Origin of the sequence: Streptomyces sp. NPDC048420 (assembly GCF_040651535.1) — a bacterium.
In the GTDB taxonomy this organism is placed as follows: Bacteria; Actinomycetota; Actinomycetes; order Streptomycetales; family Streptomycetaceae; genus Streptomyces.
In genome coordinates this window covers 266406-283116 of sequence record NZ_JBEZKG010000012.1, presented here as the reverse complement: position 1 = coordinate 283116, position 16711 = coordinate 266406, and the positions used below count along the sequence as shown (strand labels likewise).

The 16711-nt window shown below is 70.2% G+C and carries 18 protein-coding genes; 8 read left to right on the top strand and 10 right to left on the bottom strand.

Translation table 11 applies throughout. The annotated features are described in order from the left end of the window. Nucleotides 1-256: 256 nt before the first annotated feature. A complete protein-coding gene (locus AB0D34_RS24330) occupies nt 257-1075 on the bottom strand; it encodes a class I SAM-dependent methyltransferase (RefSeq protein WP_362664659.1) in 819 nt (272 codons plus the stop codon). Nucleotides 1076-1273: 198 nt separating this feature from the next. Between AB0D34_RS24330 and mshA the strand changes: the two genes are divergently transcribed. Together mshA and AB0D34_RS24320 are read left to right on the top strand one after the other, a co-directional pair. After that, nucleotides 1274-2611, top strand: a complete 1338-nt coding sequence (gene mshA, locus AB0D34_RS24325; protein WP_362664657.1) for a D-inositol-3-phosphate glycosyltransferase — start codon at nt 1274-1276, stop codon at nt 2609-2611. Continuing rightward, on the top strand, nt 2604-3104 hold the full coding sequence (locus tag AB0D34_RS24320) for a YbjN domain-containing protein (RefSeq protein WP_362664655.1): 501 nt from the start codon (nt 2604-2606) through the stop codon (nt 3102-3104). The genes mshA and AB0D34_RS24320 overlap by 8 nt, the downstream gene beginning before the upstream one ends. A gap of 12 nt (nt 3105-3116) precedes the next feature. Here AB0D34_RS24320 and AB0D34_RS24315 read toward each other — a convergent pair whose 3' ends face one another. Both AB0D34_RS24315 and AB0D34_RS24310 read right to left on the bottom strand, forming a co-directional pair. Continuing rightward, nucleotides 3117-3599, bottom strand: a complete 483-nt coding sequence (locus AB0D34_RS24315; RefSeq protein WP_362664653.1) for a hypothetical protein — start codon at nt 3597-3599, stop codon at nt 3117-3119. A 10-nt stretch (nt 3600-3609) separates the two neighbouring features. Continuing rightward, nucleotides 3610-4446 carry an AraC family transcriptional regulator gene (locus AB0D34_RS24310; RefSeq protein ID WP_362664651.1) on the bottom strand — a complete coding sequence of 279 codons (837 nt, stop codon included), beginning with the start codon at nt 4444-4446 and terminating at the stop codon, nt 3610-3612. A 49-nt stretch (nt 4447-4495) separates the two neighbouring features. On the opposite strand from AB0D34_RS24310, the gene AB0D34_RS24305 reads away from it, so the two are divergent. After that, a complete protein-coding gene (locus AB0D34_RS24305) occupies nt 4496-4921 on the top strand; it encodes a DUF2000 domain-containing protein (RefSeq protein WP_362664649.1) in 426 nt (141 codons plus the stop codon). Between the two features lie 2 nt (nt 4922-4923). Here the strand turns inward: AB0D34_RS24305 and fxsT are convergent, their stop codons facing one another. Together fxsT and AB0D34_RS24295 are read right to left on the bottom strand one after the other, a co-directional pair. After that, a complete protein-coding gene (fxsT, locus tag AB0D34_RS24300; RefSeq protein WP_362664647.1) occupies nt 4924-7446 on the bottom strand; it encodes an FxSxx-COOH system tetratricopeptide repeat protein in 2523 nt (840 codons plus the stop codon). 108 nt (nt 7447-7554) lie between these two features. Next, entirely contained in the window at nt 7555-8811 is a 1257-nt protein-coding gene (locus AB0D34_RS24295; RefSeq protein WP_362664645.1) for an MFS transporter, read from the bottom strand. A 152-nt stretch (nt 8812-8963) separates the two neighbouring features. Here AB0D34_RS24295 and AB0D34_RS24290 point away from each other — a divergent pair, with 152 nt between their 5' ends. Together AB0D34_RS24290 and AB0D34_RS24285 are read left to right on the top strand one after the other, a co-directional pair. Next, nucleotides 8964-9725 carry a phosphoglyceromutase gene (locus AB0D34_RS24290; protein ID WP_362664643.1) on the top strand — a complete coding sequence of 254 codons (762 nt, stop codon included), beginning with the start codon at nt 8964-8966 and terminating at the stop codon, nt 9723-9725. A gap of 156 nt (nt 9726-9881) precedes the next feature. After that, complete coding sequence (locus tag AB0D34_RS24285; RefSeq protein ID WP_055715829.1) at nt 9882-10208, top strand: GYD domain-containing protein; 327 nt, start codon at nt 9882-9884, stop codon at nt 10206-10208. 20 nt (nt 10209-10228) lie between these two features. On the opposite strand, the gene AB0D34_RS24280 is transcribed toward AB0D34_RS24285, so the two are convergent. From AB0D34_RS24280 to phoU, 4 genes are all read right to left on the bottom strand, one after another. Then, nucleotides 10229-10951 (bottom strand): hypothetical protein, encoded by a 723-nt coding sequence (locus AB0D34_RS24280; protein ID WP_362664641.1) that lies wholly within the window; start codon nt 10949-10951, stop codon nt 10229-10231. A 57-nt stretch (nt 10952-11008) separates the two neighbouring features. Beyond that, entirely contained in the window at nt 11009-11230 is a 222-nt protein-coding gene (locus AB0D34_RS24275) for a hypothetical protein (RefSeq protein WP_362664639.1), read from the bottom strand. A gap of 56 nt (nt 11231-11286) precedes the next feature. Further along, complete coding sequence (locus AB0D34_RS24270; RefSeq protein ID WP_362664637.1) at nt 11287-11535, bottom strand: SCO4226 family nickel-binding protein; 249 nt, start codon at nt 11533-11535, stop codon at nt 11287-11289. A gap of 495 nt (nt 11536-12030) precedes the next feature. Beyond that, the gene (gene phoU, locus AB0D34_RS24265) at nt 12031-12720 is read right to left on the bottom strand and encodes a phosphate signaling complex protein PhoU (protein ID WP_362664635.1); all 690 of its coding nucleotides are present in this window, start codon (nt 12718-12720) and stop codon (nt 12031-12033) included. Between the two features lie 224 nt (nt 12721-12944). Here phoU and AB0D34_RS24260 point away from each other — a divergent pair, with 224 nt between their 5' ends. Then, a complete protein-coding gene (locus AB0D34_RS24260; RefSeq protein ID WP_362664633.1) occupies nt 12945-14198 on the top strand; it encodes an ATP-binding protein in 1254 nt (417 codons plus the stop codon). After that, on the top strand, nt 14195-14875 hold the full coding sequence (locus AB0D34_RS24255) for a response regulator transcription factor (protein WP_007382946.1): 681 nt from the start codon (nt 14195-14197) through the stop codon (nt 14873-14875). Before AB0D34_RS24260 ends, AB0D34_RS24255 begins: the two co-directional genes overlap by 4 nt. A gap of 83 nt (nt 14876-14958) precedes the next feature. On the opposite strand, the gene AB0D34_RS24250 is transcribed toward AB0D34_RS24255, so the two are convergent. Beyond that, nucleotides 14959-15621 carry a copper chaperone PCu(A)C gene (locus AB0D34_RS24250; protein ID WP_362664631.1) on the bottom strand — a complete coding sequence of 221 codons (663 nt, stop codon included), beginning with the start codon at nt 15619-15621 and terminating at the stop codon, nt 14959-14961. Nucleotides 15622-16210: 589 nt separating this feature from the next. Here AB0D34_RS24250 and AB0D34_RS24245 point away from each other — a divergent pair. Beyond that, entirely contained in the window at nt 16211-16693 is a 483-nt protein-coding gene (locus AB0D34_RS24245; protein WP_003953493.1) for a CarD family transcriptional regulator, read from the top strand. The last annotated feature ends 18 nt before the right edge of the window (nt 16694-16711 follow it).

Here is a 16711-nt window from a genome sequence, read left to right as displayed (position 1 = left end):
GCGCTTCCGCGCTTCCGCGCTTCCGCGCTTCCGCGCTTCCGCGCTTCCGCGCTTCCGCGCTTCCGCGCTTCCGCGCTTCCGCGCTTCCGCGCTTCCGCGCTTCCCACGGTTCACTCGCGTGCACATCCCCGCTTCCTGCGCGCCGCCGCGAGCTCCCCCGGCTCACGTAGCCCAAGCCCCCGCATCCCCGCAGCTCAAGCCCTCGCACCCCCGCACCCCCGCAGCTCAAGCCCTCGCACCCCCGCACCCCCGCAGCTCAAGCCCCCGGCGCCAACGCCCCCCACGCCACCGTCACTTCCCCCTGCCGCCACCGTGAAGGCCCGTCCGCCACCGGCCAGTCGGTCGTCAGGTCCCGTGCCGTCCTGATCCACCGCTGCCGGGCGCCGTACGACGCGTAGGGCGCGGCGGCCGCCCACGCGCGGTCGAAGTCGCGCAGGAAGGAGTGCACCGGCTCGCCCGGGACATTGCGGTGGATCAGTGCCTTCGGCAGCCGCTCGGCGAGGTCGGAAGGCCGCTCCAGGGACCCCAGCCGGGCCGCGAAGGTGACCGTCCGCGGCCCCTCGGGACCGAGCGCGACCCACACGTGCCGCCGCCCGATCTCGTCGCAGGTCCCCTCGACAAGCAGTCCGCCACGGGACCCCCGTACCGGATCGGCAGGCGCCAGCCGCGCGCACAGCCGCTCCCATGCGGCGGCCACCTCGGCCTCGTCGTACTGGCGCAGCACGTTGGCCGCCCGGATGAGCAGCGGCCGCTGGGGGAGAGGGATCTCGAACCCGCCGTGCCGGAAGACGAGCCCCTCCCGCTCGTAAGGCTTCGCCGCCGCGACCCGCGCCGGTTCGATCTCGACGCCGGCCACGCGCACGCGTGGAGCGACCTCGCGCAGCCGGGTGAGCAGCTCGACGGCCGTCCAGGGCGCGGCGCCGTACCCGAGGTCGACGGCGACCGGATCGGCGGCCCGGCGCAGCTCCGCGCCGTGCGTCGCCGCGATCCAGCGGTCCATCCGGCGCAGCCGGTTCGGATTGGTCGTCCCGCGCGTGACCGTGCCCACCGGGCGGGAGGGGGCGCGGGGAGTCATGCCTACGAGGGTATGCGGCGGGCCGCAGGCCGCCGTGCGCTCCACGCACCCCGTCATCGAACGGTTGAGCGACAAGCGGTAATCCTTCGGTAAAAAGCACCATCCCCGGAATGGGAATGCCGCCCTCCGCTGTTGGACCCCCTTGGAGGGTGCCCCACACCCTTCGCCCGGCATGCCCGCAGCAAGGAGGAACGCCACGTGAGCCAGTACGTCAGCAGGCTCCAGCGTCGCTCCCAGGCCGCACCCCACCGGTTGCGCCTGCACCGCCGCCCCCGCCGCGTCGCCATGCTCTCCGTGCACACCTCACCGCTCCACCAGCCGGGTACCGGCGACGCGGGCGGCATGAACGTATACATCGTCGAACTCGCCCAGCGGCTCGCCGCGATCAACATCGAGGTCGAGATCTTCACGCGCGCGACGACGGGCGGTCTCCCCCCGACCGTCGAGATGGCCCCCGGCGTCCTGGTCCGCCACATCGACGCGGGCCCCTACGAAGGCCTCAACAAGGAAGACCTCCCCGCCCAGCTGTGCGCCTTCACCCACGGCGTGATGCAGGCGTGGGCCGGCCACCGCCCCGGCCACTACGACCTGGTCCACTCGCACTACTGGCTCTCCGGCCACGTCGGCTGGCTCGCCGCCCAGCGCTGGGGCACCCCGCTCGTGCACGCCATGCACACCATGGCCAAGGTCAAGAACGCCAACCTCGCCGACGGCGACACCCCCGAGCCCGCCGCCCGCGTCATCGGCGAGACCCAGATCGTGGCCGCCGCCGACCGCCTCATCGCGAACACCGCGGAGGAGCGCGAGGAGCTCGTACGGCACTACGACGCCGACCCCGGCAAGGTCGCCGTCGTCCACCCCGGCGTGAACCTCGACCGCTTCCGTCCGGCGGACGGCCGAGCAGCGGCCCGCGCCCGCCTCGGCCTCCCCCAGGACGCCCTGATCCCTCTTTTCGCGGGCCGCATCCAGCCCCTCAAGGCCCCGGACGTCCTCCTGCGCGCGGTGGCCGTCCTCCTCGACGAACGCCCCGACCTCCGCTCCCGCATCCTCGTCCCGGTCGTCGGCGGCCTCAGCGGCAGCGGTCTCGCCAAGCCGGAGGGCCTGCAGAAGCTGGCCTCCCGCCTCGGCATCGCGGATGTCGTACGGTTCCACCCGCCCGTCGGCCAGGAGCAGCTCGCCGACTGGTTCCGGGCCGCTTCCGTGCTGGTCATGCCCTCCTACAGCGAGTCCTTCGGCCTGGTCGCCATAGAGGCCCAGGCGGCCGGCACCCCGGTGCTCGCGGCGGCGGTCGGCGGGCTGCCGGTGGCGGTCGCCGACGAACGGACCGGCTTCCTCGTACGAGGCCACGATCCGGCCGCCTACGCGCGCGTGCTGCGCGACTTCGCCGACAACCCGGAGCTCTCGCCCCGCATGGGCGCGGCGGCCGCCCGGCACGCCCGGTCCTTCGGCTGGGACACCGCGGCCGCGGCGACGGCGGACGTGTACATGGCCGCGGCCCAGTCGTACCGGCGTCACGTACGCTCCCACCATGGCTGAGGCAGAGAAGGCGGCGCAGGTCATCGAGGGCGTTCTGAAGGACGCCGAGCTGGAGTGGGAGAGCCCCGCACCCGGCAACTACGTCGTCCAGCTCCCCGGCACCCGGAAGCTGAAGACGACGGTGTCCCTGCTGGTGGGCCGCCACTCCCTGTCGCTGAACGCCTTCGTCATCCGCCACCCCGACGAGAACGAACCCGGCGTCCACCGCTGGCTCCTGGAGCGCAACCTCAAGCTGTACGGCGTCGGTTACGCCGTGGACCCGCTCGGCGACATCTACCTCGCCGGCAAACTCCCGCTCGCCGCGGTCACCGCCGACGAGGTCGACCGCCTCCTCGGCCAGGTCCTGGAGGCGGCCGACGGCAGCTTCAACACCCTGCTGGAGCTGGGTTTCGCCACCGCGATCCGCAAGGAGTACGAGTGGCGGGTGGCCCGGGGCGAGTCCACGCGCAACCTGGACGCGTTCGCGCATCTGACGCAGCGCGCGCAGGACTGACCCCGCTCGCTGCTACGACGGGTCCGGCGGAAGCGAGTGCTTGTCCAGCTGGTCCGCGAAGGCCCGCAGCGCGTCGGCGAGTTCCTTCTTGGTGGGCAGTTCGTCGACCTTCCTGTCGAGCTCGGCGATACGGCGGTTGAGCTCCTCCAGGTCGTCGCTCGGAGCGGAGGGTTCCCCGGTGGGCCCTTCGGAGGGTTCCTCCGTGGGTTCGTCGGGGGACGTGGAGGTGGGGCTGGGACTGGGGTCGGTGCCGCCGGTGACACCGCCTTCGGTGTCGCCGCTGCCGCCGACCGTGCCGCCGCTGCCCCCGACCGTGCCGCCGTCGGTTCCGCTCTCGTCCGGCGGAAGGGAGCTCGACACACTCGGCTCGGCGCTGGGCTCGTCGTCCGAGCTCGCGGCGAGGGCACCGCCCACACTGACGGCGACCAGGACGGCCGCCCCCGCGACGGCGACGGAGAGACGTCTGAACGGTAAGGAGTTCTGTCTGTCATCCATGCCGGCGACGCTAACCGCCGACGATCACCGGACGGACGCCTTCCGTAGATCTCCTCGCGCTCACCCGGTAGCGCCCCGGCGTCACCCCCACCAACCGCTTGAAATGCCGGGTGAGATGGGCCTGGTCGTGGAAACCGGTGAGCGCGGCGACCTCGGCGGGCCCCTGACCGCCGAGCAGCAGACGCCGGGCCCGGTCGATCCGCCGCGCGGTCAGGTACTGGTGGGGCGCGATGCCGTAGGCGGTGCTGAACGCCCGTACGAGATGCGCCGGATGAGCCTGTACGACTCCCGAGGCCTCCTCCAGGGAGAGCCCCTCCGCCACCCGCTCGTCGAGGAGTTCGCGCAGTCGGCGCGCCAGGGCGGGGTCGCGGCGCGGCGGCTCGTCGTACAGCCGCGGCCGGAGCAGTGTCCTGAGCCGGTCGCCGATGAGCGTCAGCCGGCTCTCCGCCTCGAACTCCTCACCGGGCCCGGCCAGCGCCGTGTGCAACTGCCCTACCCGCCGCCGCAGTACGGGATTCCGCAGATCGGGACCGTCGACGGCGGGCCCGATCAGGTCGTCGCCCAGATGCGTGCCGTCGAGGTAGACGACCCGCTTGCGGAAGCCGTCCGGGCTCACCGGGGACCCGTTGTGCGGGACGTGCGGCGGCAGCAGGGACACGGTGTCGCCCGGCGTGCCGTGCTGGTGCCGCTCCAGGTCGTACCGTACGGCCCCGTCGTCCACGATGAGCAGCGTCCACGCCTCGTGCACGTGCATCGGATAGGCGTACTCGGTGAAACGGGCGTGGAAGACCTCGGTGACGCCCGGGACGGCTGGGCGCCAGGCGGTGACCTCTTGCCGCGCGGTCATGCAAAGAACGTACAAGACGAGGCCGTACGACGGCCGCCAGTCTCATCGTATGAACGATGAACCCATCCGCTTCGACACCAAGATCGCCGTCCTGCTGCGCGAGGACCTGGAGACCTGGCAGCGCCTGAACGTCACCTCGTTCCTGGTCAGCGGCCTGGGCGCCGAGGCCCCCGAGGTGATCGGCGAGCCCTACGAGGACGCCGACGGAGTGCCCTATCTGCCCATGTTCCGGCAGCCGGTGCTGGTCTTCGAGGGCACCAAGGAGGTCCTGACGGCGGCCCACGCACGCGTGCTGTCCCGCTCCCTCCCCCGCGCCCTCTTCACGAGCGACCTGTTCGCGACGGGCAACGACCGGGACAACCGGGCGGCGGTCCGGGCCGTCGCCACGGCGGACCTGGACCTGGTGGGGCTCGCGGTGTACGGGCCGCGCAACGCGGTGGACAAGGTGCTCAAGGGTGCGTGGATGCATCCGTGAGGTCAGCGCGGGCGTTTCTTCGGTGATCTCTTGTGTTTGAGGGAGGCGCGGAGGCGTTGGGCGTCGTGGGTCTTGCCCTGTAGTTCCAGGGCTTCGGCCAGGCCGCGGGTGACGACATCACGCATCCTGTGGTTGGCTCTGAGAGATTCCCGAATGAGGGTGCGAGTGGACCGCAGGAGCTGTTCCGCCGCAGCGTACTGCCTGTTGGCCAGGAGTGCTCTGCCGAGATGCGCGGCGCTGTTGAGCGTGTCCTCGTGTCTGTCGCCCAGCAACTGCCGACGCCGGGACAGGACCTCACTGTGGACATGCAGTGCCTCGACGTGTCTGCCGAGATGAGACAGGACGACGCCCAGGTAGTTCGAGGCGTCGAGAGCGGTGGGGTGGTCCTCGTTCGACGTACGCCGGTATCGGGCCAGGACATCCGTCAACACTTGGTGGGCTTCCTGCGGACGGCCGAGGGCCACCAGGGGATACGCGTAATTGGCGATGGAGCGAAGGACGTCGATGTGGTTTTCCCCCAGGACCGACGCGCGACGCGTCGCCACGTCCCGAAGGATGGCGTACGACTCGGCATCCCGGTCCAGGCCGCCCAGGGCGATGCCCAGGTCGTGGGTCGAGCTCAGGGTGTCGGGATGCTCTTCCCCCAGCACTCGGCGCCGCCGCTGCAGGAGGTCCTCGATGAGTGGCAGAGCCTCTTCGAATCTGGCCATCTCGTTCAGGGCCACGGCCACCAGGTGCGCCGCACGCAGCGTGTCGGGGTCGTCCTCGCTCAGTGAGGCCTTCCAGGTCTCGCGCAGAGTCCGGGCGAGATTGTGCGCTGCATCGTGCTGGGCGTTGCGGATGAGGTAGGTGGCGGCCGTCAGCAGCGCCGGCCGCAGCTCGGCTCTGTAGATCATCGTGTCCAGCGTCGCTGTCAGATGCTGGGTGAGCGATGACCACTCCGGCCACGTTTCGGGCAGTTCCGGGTCACCGGGATCGAGTGTGGCCAACAGCGCGGCGACGTCCTGAACCGGCCCCTCGGCCTGGTCGGCGCTGACATGGCGTACGACGGCCTGGGTGAGCCGGTGCACCTGGAAGGCGTCGGGCCCGACCACGGCCAGCCCGTACTGCGCGAGTGGCTGGAGCGCGCTGCGAGGCCACCGGATGTCCTGCGGGTCCCCGGGCACGGTGCTCAGCGTCGCGCGTGCCTTGACCAGCCACTTCGTCGGAATGGGCTCCGGCCCCAGGAACGCCGCCAGGCGCAGCACCGCCGCGGCCTCGGGGTGGCCCGTGTCCAGGCGGTCGGCGGCGAACATGACTGTGGCCGCCACCGAGACCGGGTAGTCGTAGACCTCGCCGTCGTTGAGGAGCTCGGCGGTGTTCGTCCTGAGCAACTGGAGGTAGTGGTCGGGAGGCGTGCCCTCACTGAGCGCACCGGCGGCCTGTGCCAGTGCGAGTGGCAGGTCGCCGAGGGCGTCGGCGAGGGCGTCGGCCGTCTGCTCGGTCACCGTGGGCAGTTGGCGTTCGAGGTAGGTGAGCGACTCCTTGCGGCTGAAGACCCCCAGCGCGAGATCCGGCACGATCCTTTTCCACGCCGGGTCGCGTGCCGTGATCAGCACATGGCCGGAGCCCTCCGGCAACCAGGCACGCAGTTGCCGAGGATCCTCGGCGTTGTCCAGGACGATGAGCCAGCGGTCGTGGGTGCGCAGGTACTCCAGTGCGTACCTGGCGTTGGTCTCGGCGCCTGCATCCGGCTTGGCCTCGCCGACCTGGGCCGCCAGTTCCGCGTAGCGGGCCGGGACCTGTTCGGTCTGTTCGGCGTCCACCCACCACACCAGGTCGTATTGCTCGGCGAACCGGTACGCGTACTCCAGTGCCACCTGCGTCTTGCCGATCCCGCCGGCTCCGTGCAGCGCCTGGACGGAGGTCCGCCGTTCGGCCAACACCGCCCGCCGCACCGCCTCGATGACGGCGTCCCGCCCGGTGAAGTGCGGGTTGCGCAGCCGTCGTACGTCCCACACCTCGGGCCAGTCGGCCCGAGGCGGGAACCGGGGCTGGGTACCGCCCGTGCCCCGCCGCGCGGGCGTGGCCAGGGGATGATCCGGCTTCTCGGTGGGGCGCTGGGGCGGTTCTACGGCCTTTAGCAGGGCCTGGACGGCTGCGGTCTCGTCCTCGATCGCGTACAGGTCGGTGCGGATGCGCGGCGCGAGGATGGCCGGCAGTTCGTCCTTGGCCATCTCCTTGACGACCAGCGGCACGAAGCGCCCCCGTCGGGCCACCACGGAGGTCCACTCCTCCTCCGTATACCGCCCGGTGGCGAAGTAGTCGGGGGAGAACAGGGCGACGACAGCCGAGGCGCGCTCCAGCGCGTCGTTCATCCGCTTCACGAAGTCGTCGCCGGTGGGCCAGTCCCACAGGTCCAGCTCGATCTCGTACCCGGCCTCCAGAAGATGCCAGGCGACCCACTCGGCCCACTGCCCGTCCGGCCCCGCGTGGCTGACGAAGACCAGCTCTGGGCCCGAGGCACTCGCGGAACTGTCGGTCATGTGCGCGTCTCTCCCACCCCGGCGGCCCCAACGGCCCCCTCACCGCCGCTTCTTGTATACCGCGTCGTACGGCTGGGCAGGGAGAAGTCGCGGAAGACGGGGCGGAGGTCAGGCGGCCTCGACCTCCGCCTTCGGAGTCGTGGGGGCCATCTCGCCGCCCTTGTCCCCGGCCGGGAGGCTCCGCATCAGAGCCGCGTACCCCGCCGCCGCGACCGTCCCGACGAGCGCGCACAGCCCCCACAGCCAGGCGGCGCCGTAGTGGTCGATGACGAAGCCGGACATCAGGGGCGCCACGAGCGCGGCGACCGACCAGGACAGCGTGTACATGCCCTGGTAGCGGCCGCGGCCGTGGGCGGGGGAGAGCCGGACGACGAGTCCGGTCTGCGTCGGCGCGTTGATCATCTCGCCGAGCGTCCACACGCACACCGTGAGCGCGAACAGACCGACGGACCCGGCGAAGGCGGTGAGCCCGAAGCCGTATCCCGCGAGCAGGGACGAGACGACGAGCAGCCGCTGGGGGTCCCGGTCCTGGATGAACCGGGTCACCGGGATCTGCAGCGCGACGATCAGCACCCCGTTGAGGGCGATGGCGAGCCCGTAGTCGGCGGGCGTGAACCCGGCCGCGCCCATCGCGACGGGCAGCCCGATGGAGCCCTGCTGGAAGACCACGGCGACGAGGAAGGACAGCCCGACGACACTCATGAACCGTCCGTCGCGCAGGACGGTGCCGAGGCGGACGTCGTCGGTGGTCTTCTCGGTGTGCGGGGCGGCGGGCTGGGACTCGGGCAGCTTGAGGAAGACGACGACCGCGCAGACGGCGGTCATCCCGGCCTCGATGAGAAAGCCCGCGAGATAGCTGTACTCGGCGATGAACCCGGCGGCCATGGAGGAGACGGCGAAGCCGAGGTTGATGGCCCAGTAGTTGAGCGAGAAGGCCCGGACCCGGTCCTCGGGCCGCACGATGTCGGCCATCATCGCCTGCACGGCCGGCCGGGAGGCGTTGGAGGTCATGCCGACGAGGAAGGCGACGGCGGCGATGGCGACGGGGTGGTGCATGAAGCCGAGCAGCGCGACGGAGGCGGCGGTCGACGCCTGGGCCACGAGCAGGGTGGGCCGCCGCCCGAGCCGGTCGGTCATCACCCCGGCCCCGATCGACGAGACGACTCCGCCCAGGCCGTGCAGCGAGGCGACGAGACCGGCGTAGGAGGCGGAGTAGCCGCGGTCGATGGTCAGGTACAGCGCCATGAAGGTGGCGACGAAGGCCCCGAGCCGGTTGACGAGGGTGCTCGTCCACAGCCACCAGAACGCGCGGGGGAGCCCGGAGACGGTCTCGTGGGTGGCGCGTCTCAGGGCGGCGAGCGGCATGGACGGTCCCCCACGTGTGTAAGTGCCCCAGATGGCAAGCACAACTTACGAAGGCGAGGGGACCGCGGGCCACTCAATTAACAGATCCCGTCAACCGTCCGTCTGTCGAGCGGGCACTACCCGTACCGAAGGCGTGGATTACGCTCATACGCATGGCCGACGCACCGTACAAGCTGATCCTCCTCCGCCACGGCGAGAGCGAATGGAACGCGAAGAACCTGTTCACCGGCTGGGTGGACGTCAACCTCAACGAGAAGGGCGAGAAGGAGGCAGTCCGCGGCGGCGAACTCCTGAAGGACGCCGACCTCCTGCCCGACGTGGTCCACACGTCCCTCCAGAAGCGCGCGATCCGCACGGCCCAGCTGGCCCTCGAATCCGCCGACCGCCACTGGATCCCGGTCCACCGCTCCTGGCGCCTGAACGAGCGCCACTACGGCGCCCTCCAGGGCAAGGACAAGGCCCAGACCCTCGCGGAGTTCGGCGAGGAGCAGTTCATGCTGTGGCGCCGCTCCTACGACACTCCGCCCCCGCCGCTGTCGGACGACTCCGAGTTCTCCCAGGCGTCGGACCCGCGCTACGCGACGATCCCCCCGGAGCTGCGCCCCCGCACGGAGTGCCTGAAGGACGTCGTCCTGCGCATGCTCCCGTACTGGTACGACGGCATCGTCCCCGACCTCCTGGCCGGCCGCACGGTCCTGGTCGCGGCCCACGGCAACAGCCTCCGCGCCCTGGTCAAGCACCTCGACGGCATCTCGGACGCCGACATCGCGGGCCTGAACATCCCGACGGGCATCCCGCTGTCCTACGAGTTGGACGCCGACTTCAAGCCACTGAACCCGGGCGGCACGTACCTCGACCCCGAGGCGGCCGCGGCGGCCATCGAGGCGGTCAAGAACCAGGGCAAGAAGAAGTAGCCCACGCCGAAGAAGCCCCCAGCCTGCGGGTTGTCCGCTGGTAGGGGGCTCTTTGCTGTCCGGGGTACATCCGGCCGTTCGGGGGAGATGCGTGTGGTCTCGGGGGCGTGTCACCCCCTGCGGGGGCATCCCTTGCTGGGACGAAAGGGAGACATGATGCCGCTCTATCTATCGAGGTTCAGCTACACGCCGGAGACCTGGGCGAGACTCATCGGCCACCCCGAGGACCGCGCAAAGGCCGCCCAGTCGTACATCGAGTCCGTCGGCGGCAAGCTCCACGGCTTCTGGTACGCGTTCGGCACCCGCGACGGCTACAACTTGTGGGAAGCCCCGGACAACGTCTCCATGGCCGCGGTCGCCCTGGCGATCAGCGGAGGCGGTGCGCTCAGCTCGTTTGAGACGACCGTTCTCCTGACCGTCGACGAAACGATGGATGCCCTGCGCAAAGCCGGACAAGTCCAGTACCGGGCCCCCGGCGCGTAGCGGTTGAGCAATCCCCACGATCACGCCCCCGACCCGTGCCGACGGCGCGGAACGGGGGCGTTCGCGTTCAGCCAGGTCTTCCAGACGTGCCGGGTGTTCGGGGTCTCGGGGTGGTCGAGGAGCCACAGTACGTAGGCCGCGTGAAGCTGAGCCCATGGGTCCGGGGAGTGACGGGCCGCGGTGAGTCTGGCGCGCAGGTCGGGGCCGTCCACGGCTCGGGCCACGCGTACGTACTCGCGGTCCTTGCAGCGGTATGCCCGACGCACGACCAGATCGACGAGGTCGACCAGCTTCGCCCGCGTACCGGCGTCGTGGTCGGCGGTCGCCAACTGCCGTATCAAAGCCTGTTTTACGCCCCACATCTTCGCGTGCCGTGTCCACTGCTGGGGATAGCGGGCCTCCCACTCCAGGTACAGCACCGCGTACGGCAGGCCCGGCCACCTGCGGAGGTCGGCATGGCCGCGTCCGGTCCACAGGGCCTCGGGCAGAGAGCGGCTCGCGGCCTCCTCGAAAGCCTTCCTCGCCGCCATTCGTTTCCTGGGGTGGGGGCCGAACCGGCTGGCCGCACTCCAGACTTCGTTGTAGTGGGCTGTCGCCGCCCGGGTCTTCGCACGGGCGCGGTCCACTCGGTCCAGGGCGACGGCACGCTCGGCGGGATCCGCTGCGATCAGGTGATACGCCCAGGCCAGGCGCTCGTTCCACGCGCGGGCGCCGTCAACTCCCGGGACCGTCTTCTTCGTCATGCGGTCGATCATCCATGGAAGGCGTGCAGGTTGCGTTGGTGCGTGGAGTGGGTGGCGTCATGAGTAGAAGCCACCCACCCAGTACTCCTCAGGGCCACGCTTCGAAGAGCAGCCGAAGTGTTCACGGAGTGCGATGAGGCCAGGGATGATCTTGTTGCTGGCTCCTCGGTCCGTCGCGCGGTCCACCGGGCGGACACGGTCCTGGACCGACCGCAGGCGCTGGGCCGGCGGTGGCTCGGGGGAGTCGTGACGGTCGTGCACCTCTGCCGGCCAGTCCATGCGCGGACCCTACGGGCGGTCCAGGCGCCGCTCCAACCGATACTCGGGCGGCCGCGTCAGACCGACAGCGGCACCTCGTGGATCTCGTCCGCCTTGTGGCCCGTGCGTTCGTGGATGCGCTGGACCGCGTCGGCCGAGGGGCCCTCGGACAGGCAGTAGACGGTTCCCGACTCGGGGTCCGCCCAGGCGCGCTCGAAGTGCACGCCCTCTTCCTTCTCTATCGCGAGGTCGGCCTGGTGGGCCTCCCTGAGCTGGTCGGCCGTGATGCCCTGCATCCCGTGGTGTACGTCCATGTACCGCGACATTGCTCGCACCTCCTGAGTCCGTACGGCTCCTTCCATGCTGCGCTTCCCACCCGGCCGGGGCGACACGACGAAGGGCCCCGGTGGCAACACCGGAGCCCTTCACCGCCGTACGAAGCAGCCGTACGAAGCAGCCGTACGAAACTCAACCGCACTGACACGGATTGCCCGACTGGCACCCGCACCCGCACCCCGAACCGCAGCCGCACGCGCCGACGACCGTCAGGGTCCTGATCGGGGCGGGCTGCTCGGTAGGGCGTTGCTGTGTGGGGTCGGGCTGGGGGGTGCTGGGGGATTCGGCCATGGGTCCCTCCTCGAGGCGTGGGCCAGAACGTCCCGACTGTCGGCTCAGGCCCGTACCCATTGCATGCCCGCTCCACTGGGCGCATCAACGGCGCACTGCGGCTCGCACGCCCCGAAGCAGCCCCCGAAGCAGCCCCCGAACAGCCCCCGAAGCAGTCCCCGAACAGCCCCGAAGGCGCCGGAGTCAGGCCAGGATCAGGCGCTCTCCACCCCCGTCACCGGCTGGATGTCCTGCTGGAGCTCGTCCGCGTGCTCGCCCGTCACCAGGTACACCACACGCTTGGCCACCGACACCGCGTGGTCTGCGAACCGCTCGTAGTAGCGGCCGAGGAGGGTGACGTCCACCGCCGTCTCGATGCCGTGCTTCCACTTGTCGTCCAGCAGGTGCTGGAAGAGCGTGCGGTGCAGCAGGTCCATCTCGTCGTCGTCCTGCTCCAGCTGGAGCGCGAGGTCGACGTCCTTGGTGATGATGACCTCCGCCGCCTTCGCCATCAGGCGCTGCGCGAGCTGGCCCATCTCCAGGATGGTCGCGTGCAGGTCGTGGGGGATGGCCTTCTCGGGGAAGCGCAGCCGGGCCAGCTTCGCCACGTGCTGGGCGAGGTCGCCGGAGCGCTCCAGGTCGGCCGACATCCGCAGGGAGGTGACGACGATACGCAGGTCCGTCGCCACCGGCTGCTGCCGCGCGAGCAGCGCTATCGCCCTGGCCTCCAGGTCGTGCTGGAGGTCGTCCACCTTCTGGTCGGCCTCGATCACGCTTTCGGCCAGCTTCAGGTCGGAGTCGAGGATGGCCGTCGTGGCGCGTCCGATCGCCGAGCCGACCAGGCGGGCCATCTCCACCAGACCGTCGCCGATCGAATCAAGTTCCTCGTGGTACGCGTCCCGCATCTTCGGTTCCCTCTCGTACGTGGTTCCTGTGGGTTCCAGGGGCCAAAACCGGCCGCGAAACCGGTGCTGCGTACCCCACGCTCCCACGTTCCGCCCCCTACGCGTCCGTTTCCGCCCTCCCAAATGAACCAACACTGGCTCCAAGGTGAACTCTGGGCGACGAGTGTTCGAGCTCCCACTCGGACGGCTGTGGCCAGGACCGAACCCATGCCTAACCTGGGGGCATGGACGTGAACGCGGCGGTCGCCGCAGCGGCAGCGATCGCCGGTGTGCTCACCGGTGTCATCGCCATGCTGGCGTTCCGCTGGAGCGAGCGGGAGCAGAAACGCCCCACCCGCTCCTCCCTGCACACGGACCCGGTGCTTCCGCCGGGCGTGGACACCGTCCTCTCCGTGCTCCGCTCCTCGGCCGTCGTCCTCGACGAGGCCGACGCCGTCGTCAAGGCGAGCTCCGCCGCGTACGCCCTCGGGCTGGTCCGCGGCGGCAAGCTCTCCGTGGAGCCCATGCTCCAGATGGCCCGGGACACCCGGAGGGACGGGGAGATACGCCAGGTCGAGCTGGATCTGCCCAGGCGCGGCACCGGACGCGGGGAGGCCCTCGCCGTCTCCGCACGCGTCGCGCCCCTCGGCTCCCGGCTGGTGCTGCTCCTCGTGGAGGACCTCACCGAGGCCCGGCGCATAGAAGCGGTACGACGCGACTTCGTCGCGAACGTCAGCCATGAGCTCAAGACCCCCGTCGGCGCGCTCTCCCTCCTGTCCGAGGCCGTCATGGACGCCTCGGAGGACCCGGAGGCCGTGGAGCGCTTCGCCGGCCGCATGCAGATCGAGGCCACCCGCCTGACCAGCCTGGTCCAGGAACTCATCGACCTCTCCCGGGTCCAGAACGACGACCCCCTGGAGGACGCCGAGCCGGTCCGCGTGGACGAGCTCGTCGCCGAGGCCATCGACCGCTGCCGCCACCAGGCCGGCACCAAGCAGATCACCATGGCGGCGGCCGGCGCGGCCGAACTGCGGGTCTGGGGCAACCGCGGCCAGCTCGCCGCCGCCCTCGGCAACCTCGTCGAGAACGCCGTCAACTACTCGCCCGCCCGCACCCGCGTCGGCATAGCCGCCCGCAGGGTGTCCGTCCCCGGCGGCGACCTGATCGAGGTCGCCGTCACCGACCAGGGCATCGGCATCTCCGACAAGGACAAGGAGCGCATCTTCGAGCGCTTCTACCGCGTCGACCCGGCCCGCTCCCGCCAGACCGGCGGCACGGGCCTCGGTCTCGCGATCGTCAAGCACGTGGCCGCCTCGCACGGCGGGGAGGTCACGGTGTGGAGCTCGGAGGGACAGGGCTCCACGTTCACCCTCAGGCTGCCGGAGGCGGGCGCGGCCCGCGACCGCGCGCTCCAGCACCCCGACCTCGACAACGAGGACGGGCCCACCCCCGAGTCGACTTCTTACGACCCGCTTCCCGCCCCGGAGGTCCTTCCGTGACCCGAGTGCTCGTCGTCGAGGACGAGGAGTCCTTCTCCGACGCCCTGTCGTACATGCTCCGCAAGGAGGGCTTCGAGGTCGCCATCGCGGCCACCGGCCCCGACGGACTCGACGAGTTCGAGCGCAACGGCGCCGACCTCGTCCTCCTCGACCTGATGCTGCCGGGCCTGCCCGGCACCGAGGTGTGCCGCCAGCTGCGCGGCCGATCCAACGTCCCCGTCATCATGGTGACCGCCAAGGACAGCGAGATCGACAAGGTCGTCGGCCTGGAAATAGGAGCCGATGACTATGTCACCAAGCCGTTCTCCTCGCGCGAGCTGGTCGCCCGCATCCGCGCCGTCCTGCGCCGCCGCGGCGAGCCCGAGGAGGTCACCCCGGCCGCCCTGGAGGCCGGTCCGGTCCGCATGGACGTGGACCGCCATGTGGTCACGGTCTCCGGCTCCAAGGTCGACCTGCCCCTCAAGGAGTTCGACCTGCTGGAGATGCTGCTGCGCAACGCCGGCCGCGTCCTGACCCGCATGCAGCTCATCGACCGCGTCTGGGGCGCCGACTACGTCGGCGACACCAAGACCCTCGACGTCCACGTCAAGCGCCTGCGCGCCAAGATCGAGCCCGACCCGGGCGCGCCGCGGTACCTGGTGACGGTCCGCGGTCTCGGGTACAAGTTCGAGCCGTAAACCAGACACCTCACGTACGCCGAAGGGCGGGACCTCCTCGGAGGTCCCGCCCTTCGTGTCGTACGACGGTCTCGTACGGCGGCTCAGTGGCCCGCTGCCGCCCCGCTGGCCGTCGCGCTCGCGGAGGCCGCGTCGGTCGGCGTGGCGGAGCCGGTCGGGGTGGCCGAACCGCTCGGGGGCGCCGAGGTGGACGGCTTGGCCGTTTTCGTGGGCGCCGACGGCATCGCGGTCGGGCCCCACTTGGTGAAGTAGCTGTCGGCCGGAACCACGAAGGCCCGCAGGCTCACGTCACCGGTCGTGCTGAAGGTGAACGTGACCTTCTGCGCGTTGCCGTTCTTGACGGCCTCACCGAGGTCGTTCACCGCGGCGGAGGCGTTGCCCTTGCCGCCGAGGACTACGGAGCCGTGGGCCGGGACGGTCACCTTGCCCTTGCCCTTGGCGGCGGTGATCTCGGCGCTGCCGCCGTCCGCGATGCTCACGGAGTCCAGCGTCTGGGCGGTGTCGCCGCTGTTGAAGACGGTGGCGGAGATCACCGCCGGCCCCTTGGTCTCACCGGAGGCCTCGGTGGCGGGCTGGGTGATGACCACGACGTTCTGGAGCTTGATGTCGCCGACGCTGGTCTCCGCGTTGTCCGGCTTGACCTCCAGCGTCTGGGCGTTGTTGCCGGCGGCGCACGCGGAGAGCGCGGCGACCGAGAACGCGAGGGAGGCGGCGGCGAGGGCACCGCGTCGAAGGCTGCTGCTCACGGCGGCGGCAACTCCTTGACTTGAGCGAGGCGGCCCGTAAAGCCGCGCTAAGTGTCTGTCAGCGGGCTTAGGTTACCGAGCCGTCCCCGCCGGGCCGCACCCGACCCTCCCCAAGAGGCGTGTCACCCGGTTCACAAGTGACTCGTGAGTCACTTCTCCCCCGCACTCCGGCGCTCGTCCGGCATTCACATAAGAGCCTTCGGCATCCAGTGGCAAAACTTCCGTGAAGGAATGCGCGATCACCCCCGGAATTGATCACCGTCTGATCCGTTGGCCCCGCGTGATCAATTCCGGATTCGACGCGGAACCGCCTCGGGGCACCGAACGGAGTAGCGGAAGTCGCACACTTGGAACCGGACATTTAGGGACGTTAGGCCGTCCGGCGGCGCCTCCGGATGTGTGTAACGTACGCGTTTCACCTCCCCTGAAGAGCCGCTCCCACCTGCGAATACCTTCTTCCGCTCGGCCTTCGCAGCACGTTCCTGTTACTGTTGTCAAGCCCCGAGATATGCCCTGACCTGCGAAAACGCCATTCAGAACCCGCAGTTTCCGTGTTACCCTGGATAGCCACGGAAGGGGTACCTGTCACATGACGTTCAAGGTTGGCGACACCGTGGTCTATCCCCATCACGGGGCCGCGCTGATCGAGGCCATCGAAACTCGCCAGATCAAAGGCGTGGACAAGACCTACTTGGTGCTGAAGGTCGCCCAGGGTGACCTGACGGTGCGTGTGCCAGCGGACAATGCGGAGTTCGTCGGCGTGCGTGATGTGGTCGGTCAGGACGGGCTGGACCGGGTCTTCGAGGTGCTGCGCGCACCGTACGCCGAGGAGCCCACTAACTGGTCCCGTCGTTACAAGGCAAACCTGGAGAAGCTCGCCTCCGGCGATGTCATCAAGGTCGCGGAAGTCGTGCGTGACCTGTGGCGTCGTGAGCGCGAGCGTGGACTCTCCGCAGGTGAGAAGCGCATGCTCGCCAAGGCTCGGCAGATCCTGGTGAGTGAGCTCGCTCTCGCGGAGAACACGAACGAGGACAAGGCCGAGGCCCTGCTCGACGAGGTTCTCGCGTCCTGACGACGCACGCTGCCGCCG

Bases quoted from the DNA above. Each gene is read 5' to 3' on its own strand.
- AB0D34_RS24260 (WP_362664633.1), top strand. From the start codon at position 12,945: ATGGACGTGAACGCGGCGGTCGCCGCAGCGGCAGCGATCGCCGGTGTG.
- AB0D34_RS24295 (WP_362664645.1), bottom strand. From the start codon at position 8,811: ATGCCGCTCGCCGCCCTGAGACGCGCCACCCACGAGACCGTCTCCGGG.
- AB0D34_RS24310 (WP_362664651.1), bottom strand. From the start codon at position 4,446: ATGACCGCGCGGCAAGAGGTCACCGCCTGGCGCCCAGCCGTCCCGGGC.
- AB0D34_RS24290 (WP_362664643.1), top strand. From the start codon at position 8,964: ATGGCCGACGCACCGTACAAGCTGATCCTCCTCCGCCACGGCGAGAGC.
- AB0D34_RS24245 (WP_003953493.1), top strand. From the start codon at position 16,211: ATGACGTTCAAGGTTGGCGACACCGTGGTCTATCCCCATCACGGGGCC.
- AB0D34_RS24270 (WP_362664637.1), bottom strand. From the start codon at position 11,535: ATGTCGCGGTACATGGACGTACACCACGGGATGCAGGGCATCACGGCC.
- AB0D34_RS24315 (WP_362664653.1), bottom strand. From the start codon at position 3,599: ATGGATGACAGACAGAACTCCTTACCGTTCAGACGTCTCTCCGTCGCC.
- AB0D34_RS24275 (WP_362664639.1), bottom strand. From the start codon at position 11,230: ATGGACTGGCCGGCAGAGGTGCACGACCGTCACGACTCCCCCGAGCCA.
- AB0D34_RS24305 (WP_362664649.1), top strand. From the start codon at position 4,496: ATGAACGATGAACCCATCCGCTTCGACACCAAGATCGCCGTCCTGCTG.
- AB0D34_RS24280 (WP_362664641.1), bottom strand. From the start codon at position 10,951: ATGACGAAGAAGACGGTCCCGGGAGTTGACGGCGCCCGCGCGTGGAAC.
- phoU (WP_362664635.1), bottom strand. From the start codon at position 12,720: ATGCGGGACGCGTACCACGAGGAACTTGATTCGATCGGCGACGGTCTG.
- fxsT (WP_362664647.1), bottom strand. From the start codon at position 7,446: ATGACCGACAGTTCCGCGAGTGCCTCGGGCCCAGAGCTGGTCTTCGTC.
- AB0D34_RS24320 (WP_362664655.1), top strand. From the start codon at position 2,604: ATGGCTGAGGCAGAGAAGGCGGCGCAGGTCATCGAGGGCGTTCTGAAG.
- AB0D34_RS24330 (WP_362664659.1), bottom strand. From the start codon at position 1,075: ATGACTCCCCGCGCCCCCTCCCGCCCGGTGGGCACGGTCACGCGCGGG.
- AB0D34_RS24285 (WP_055715829.1), top strand. From the start codon at position 9,882: ATGCCGCTCTATCTATCGAGGTTCAGCTACACGCCGGAGACCTGGGCG.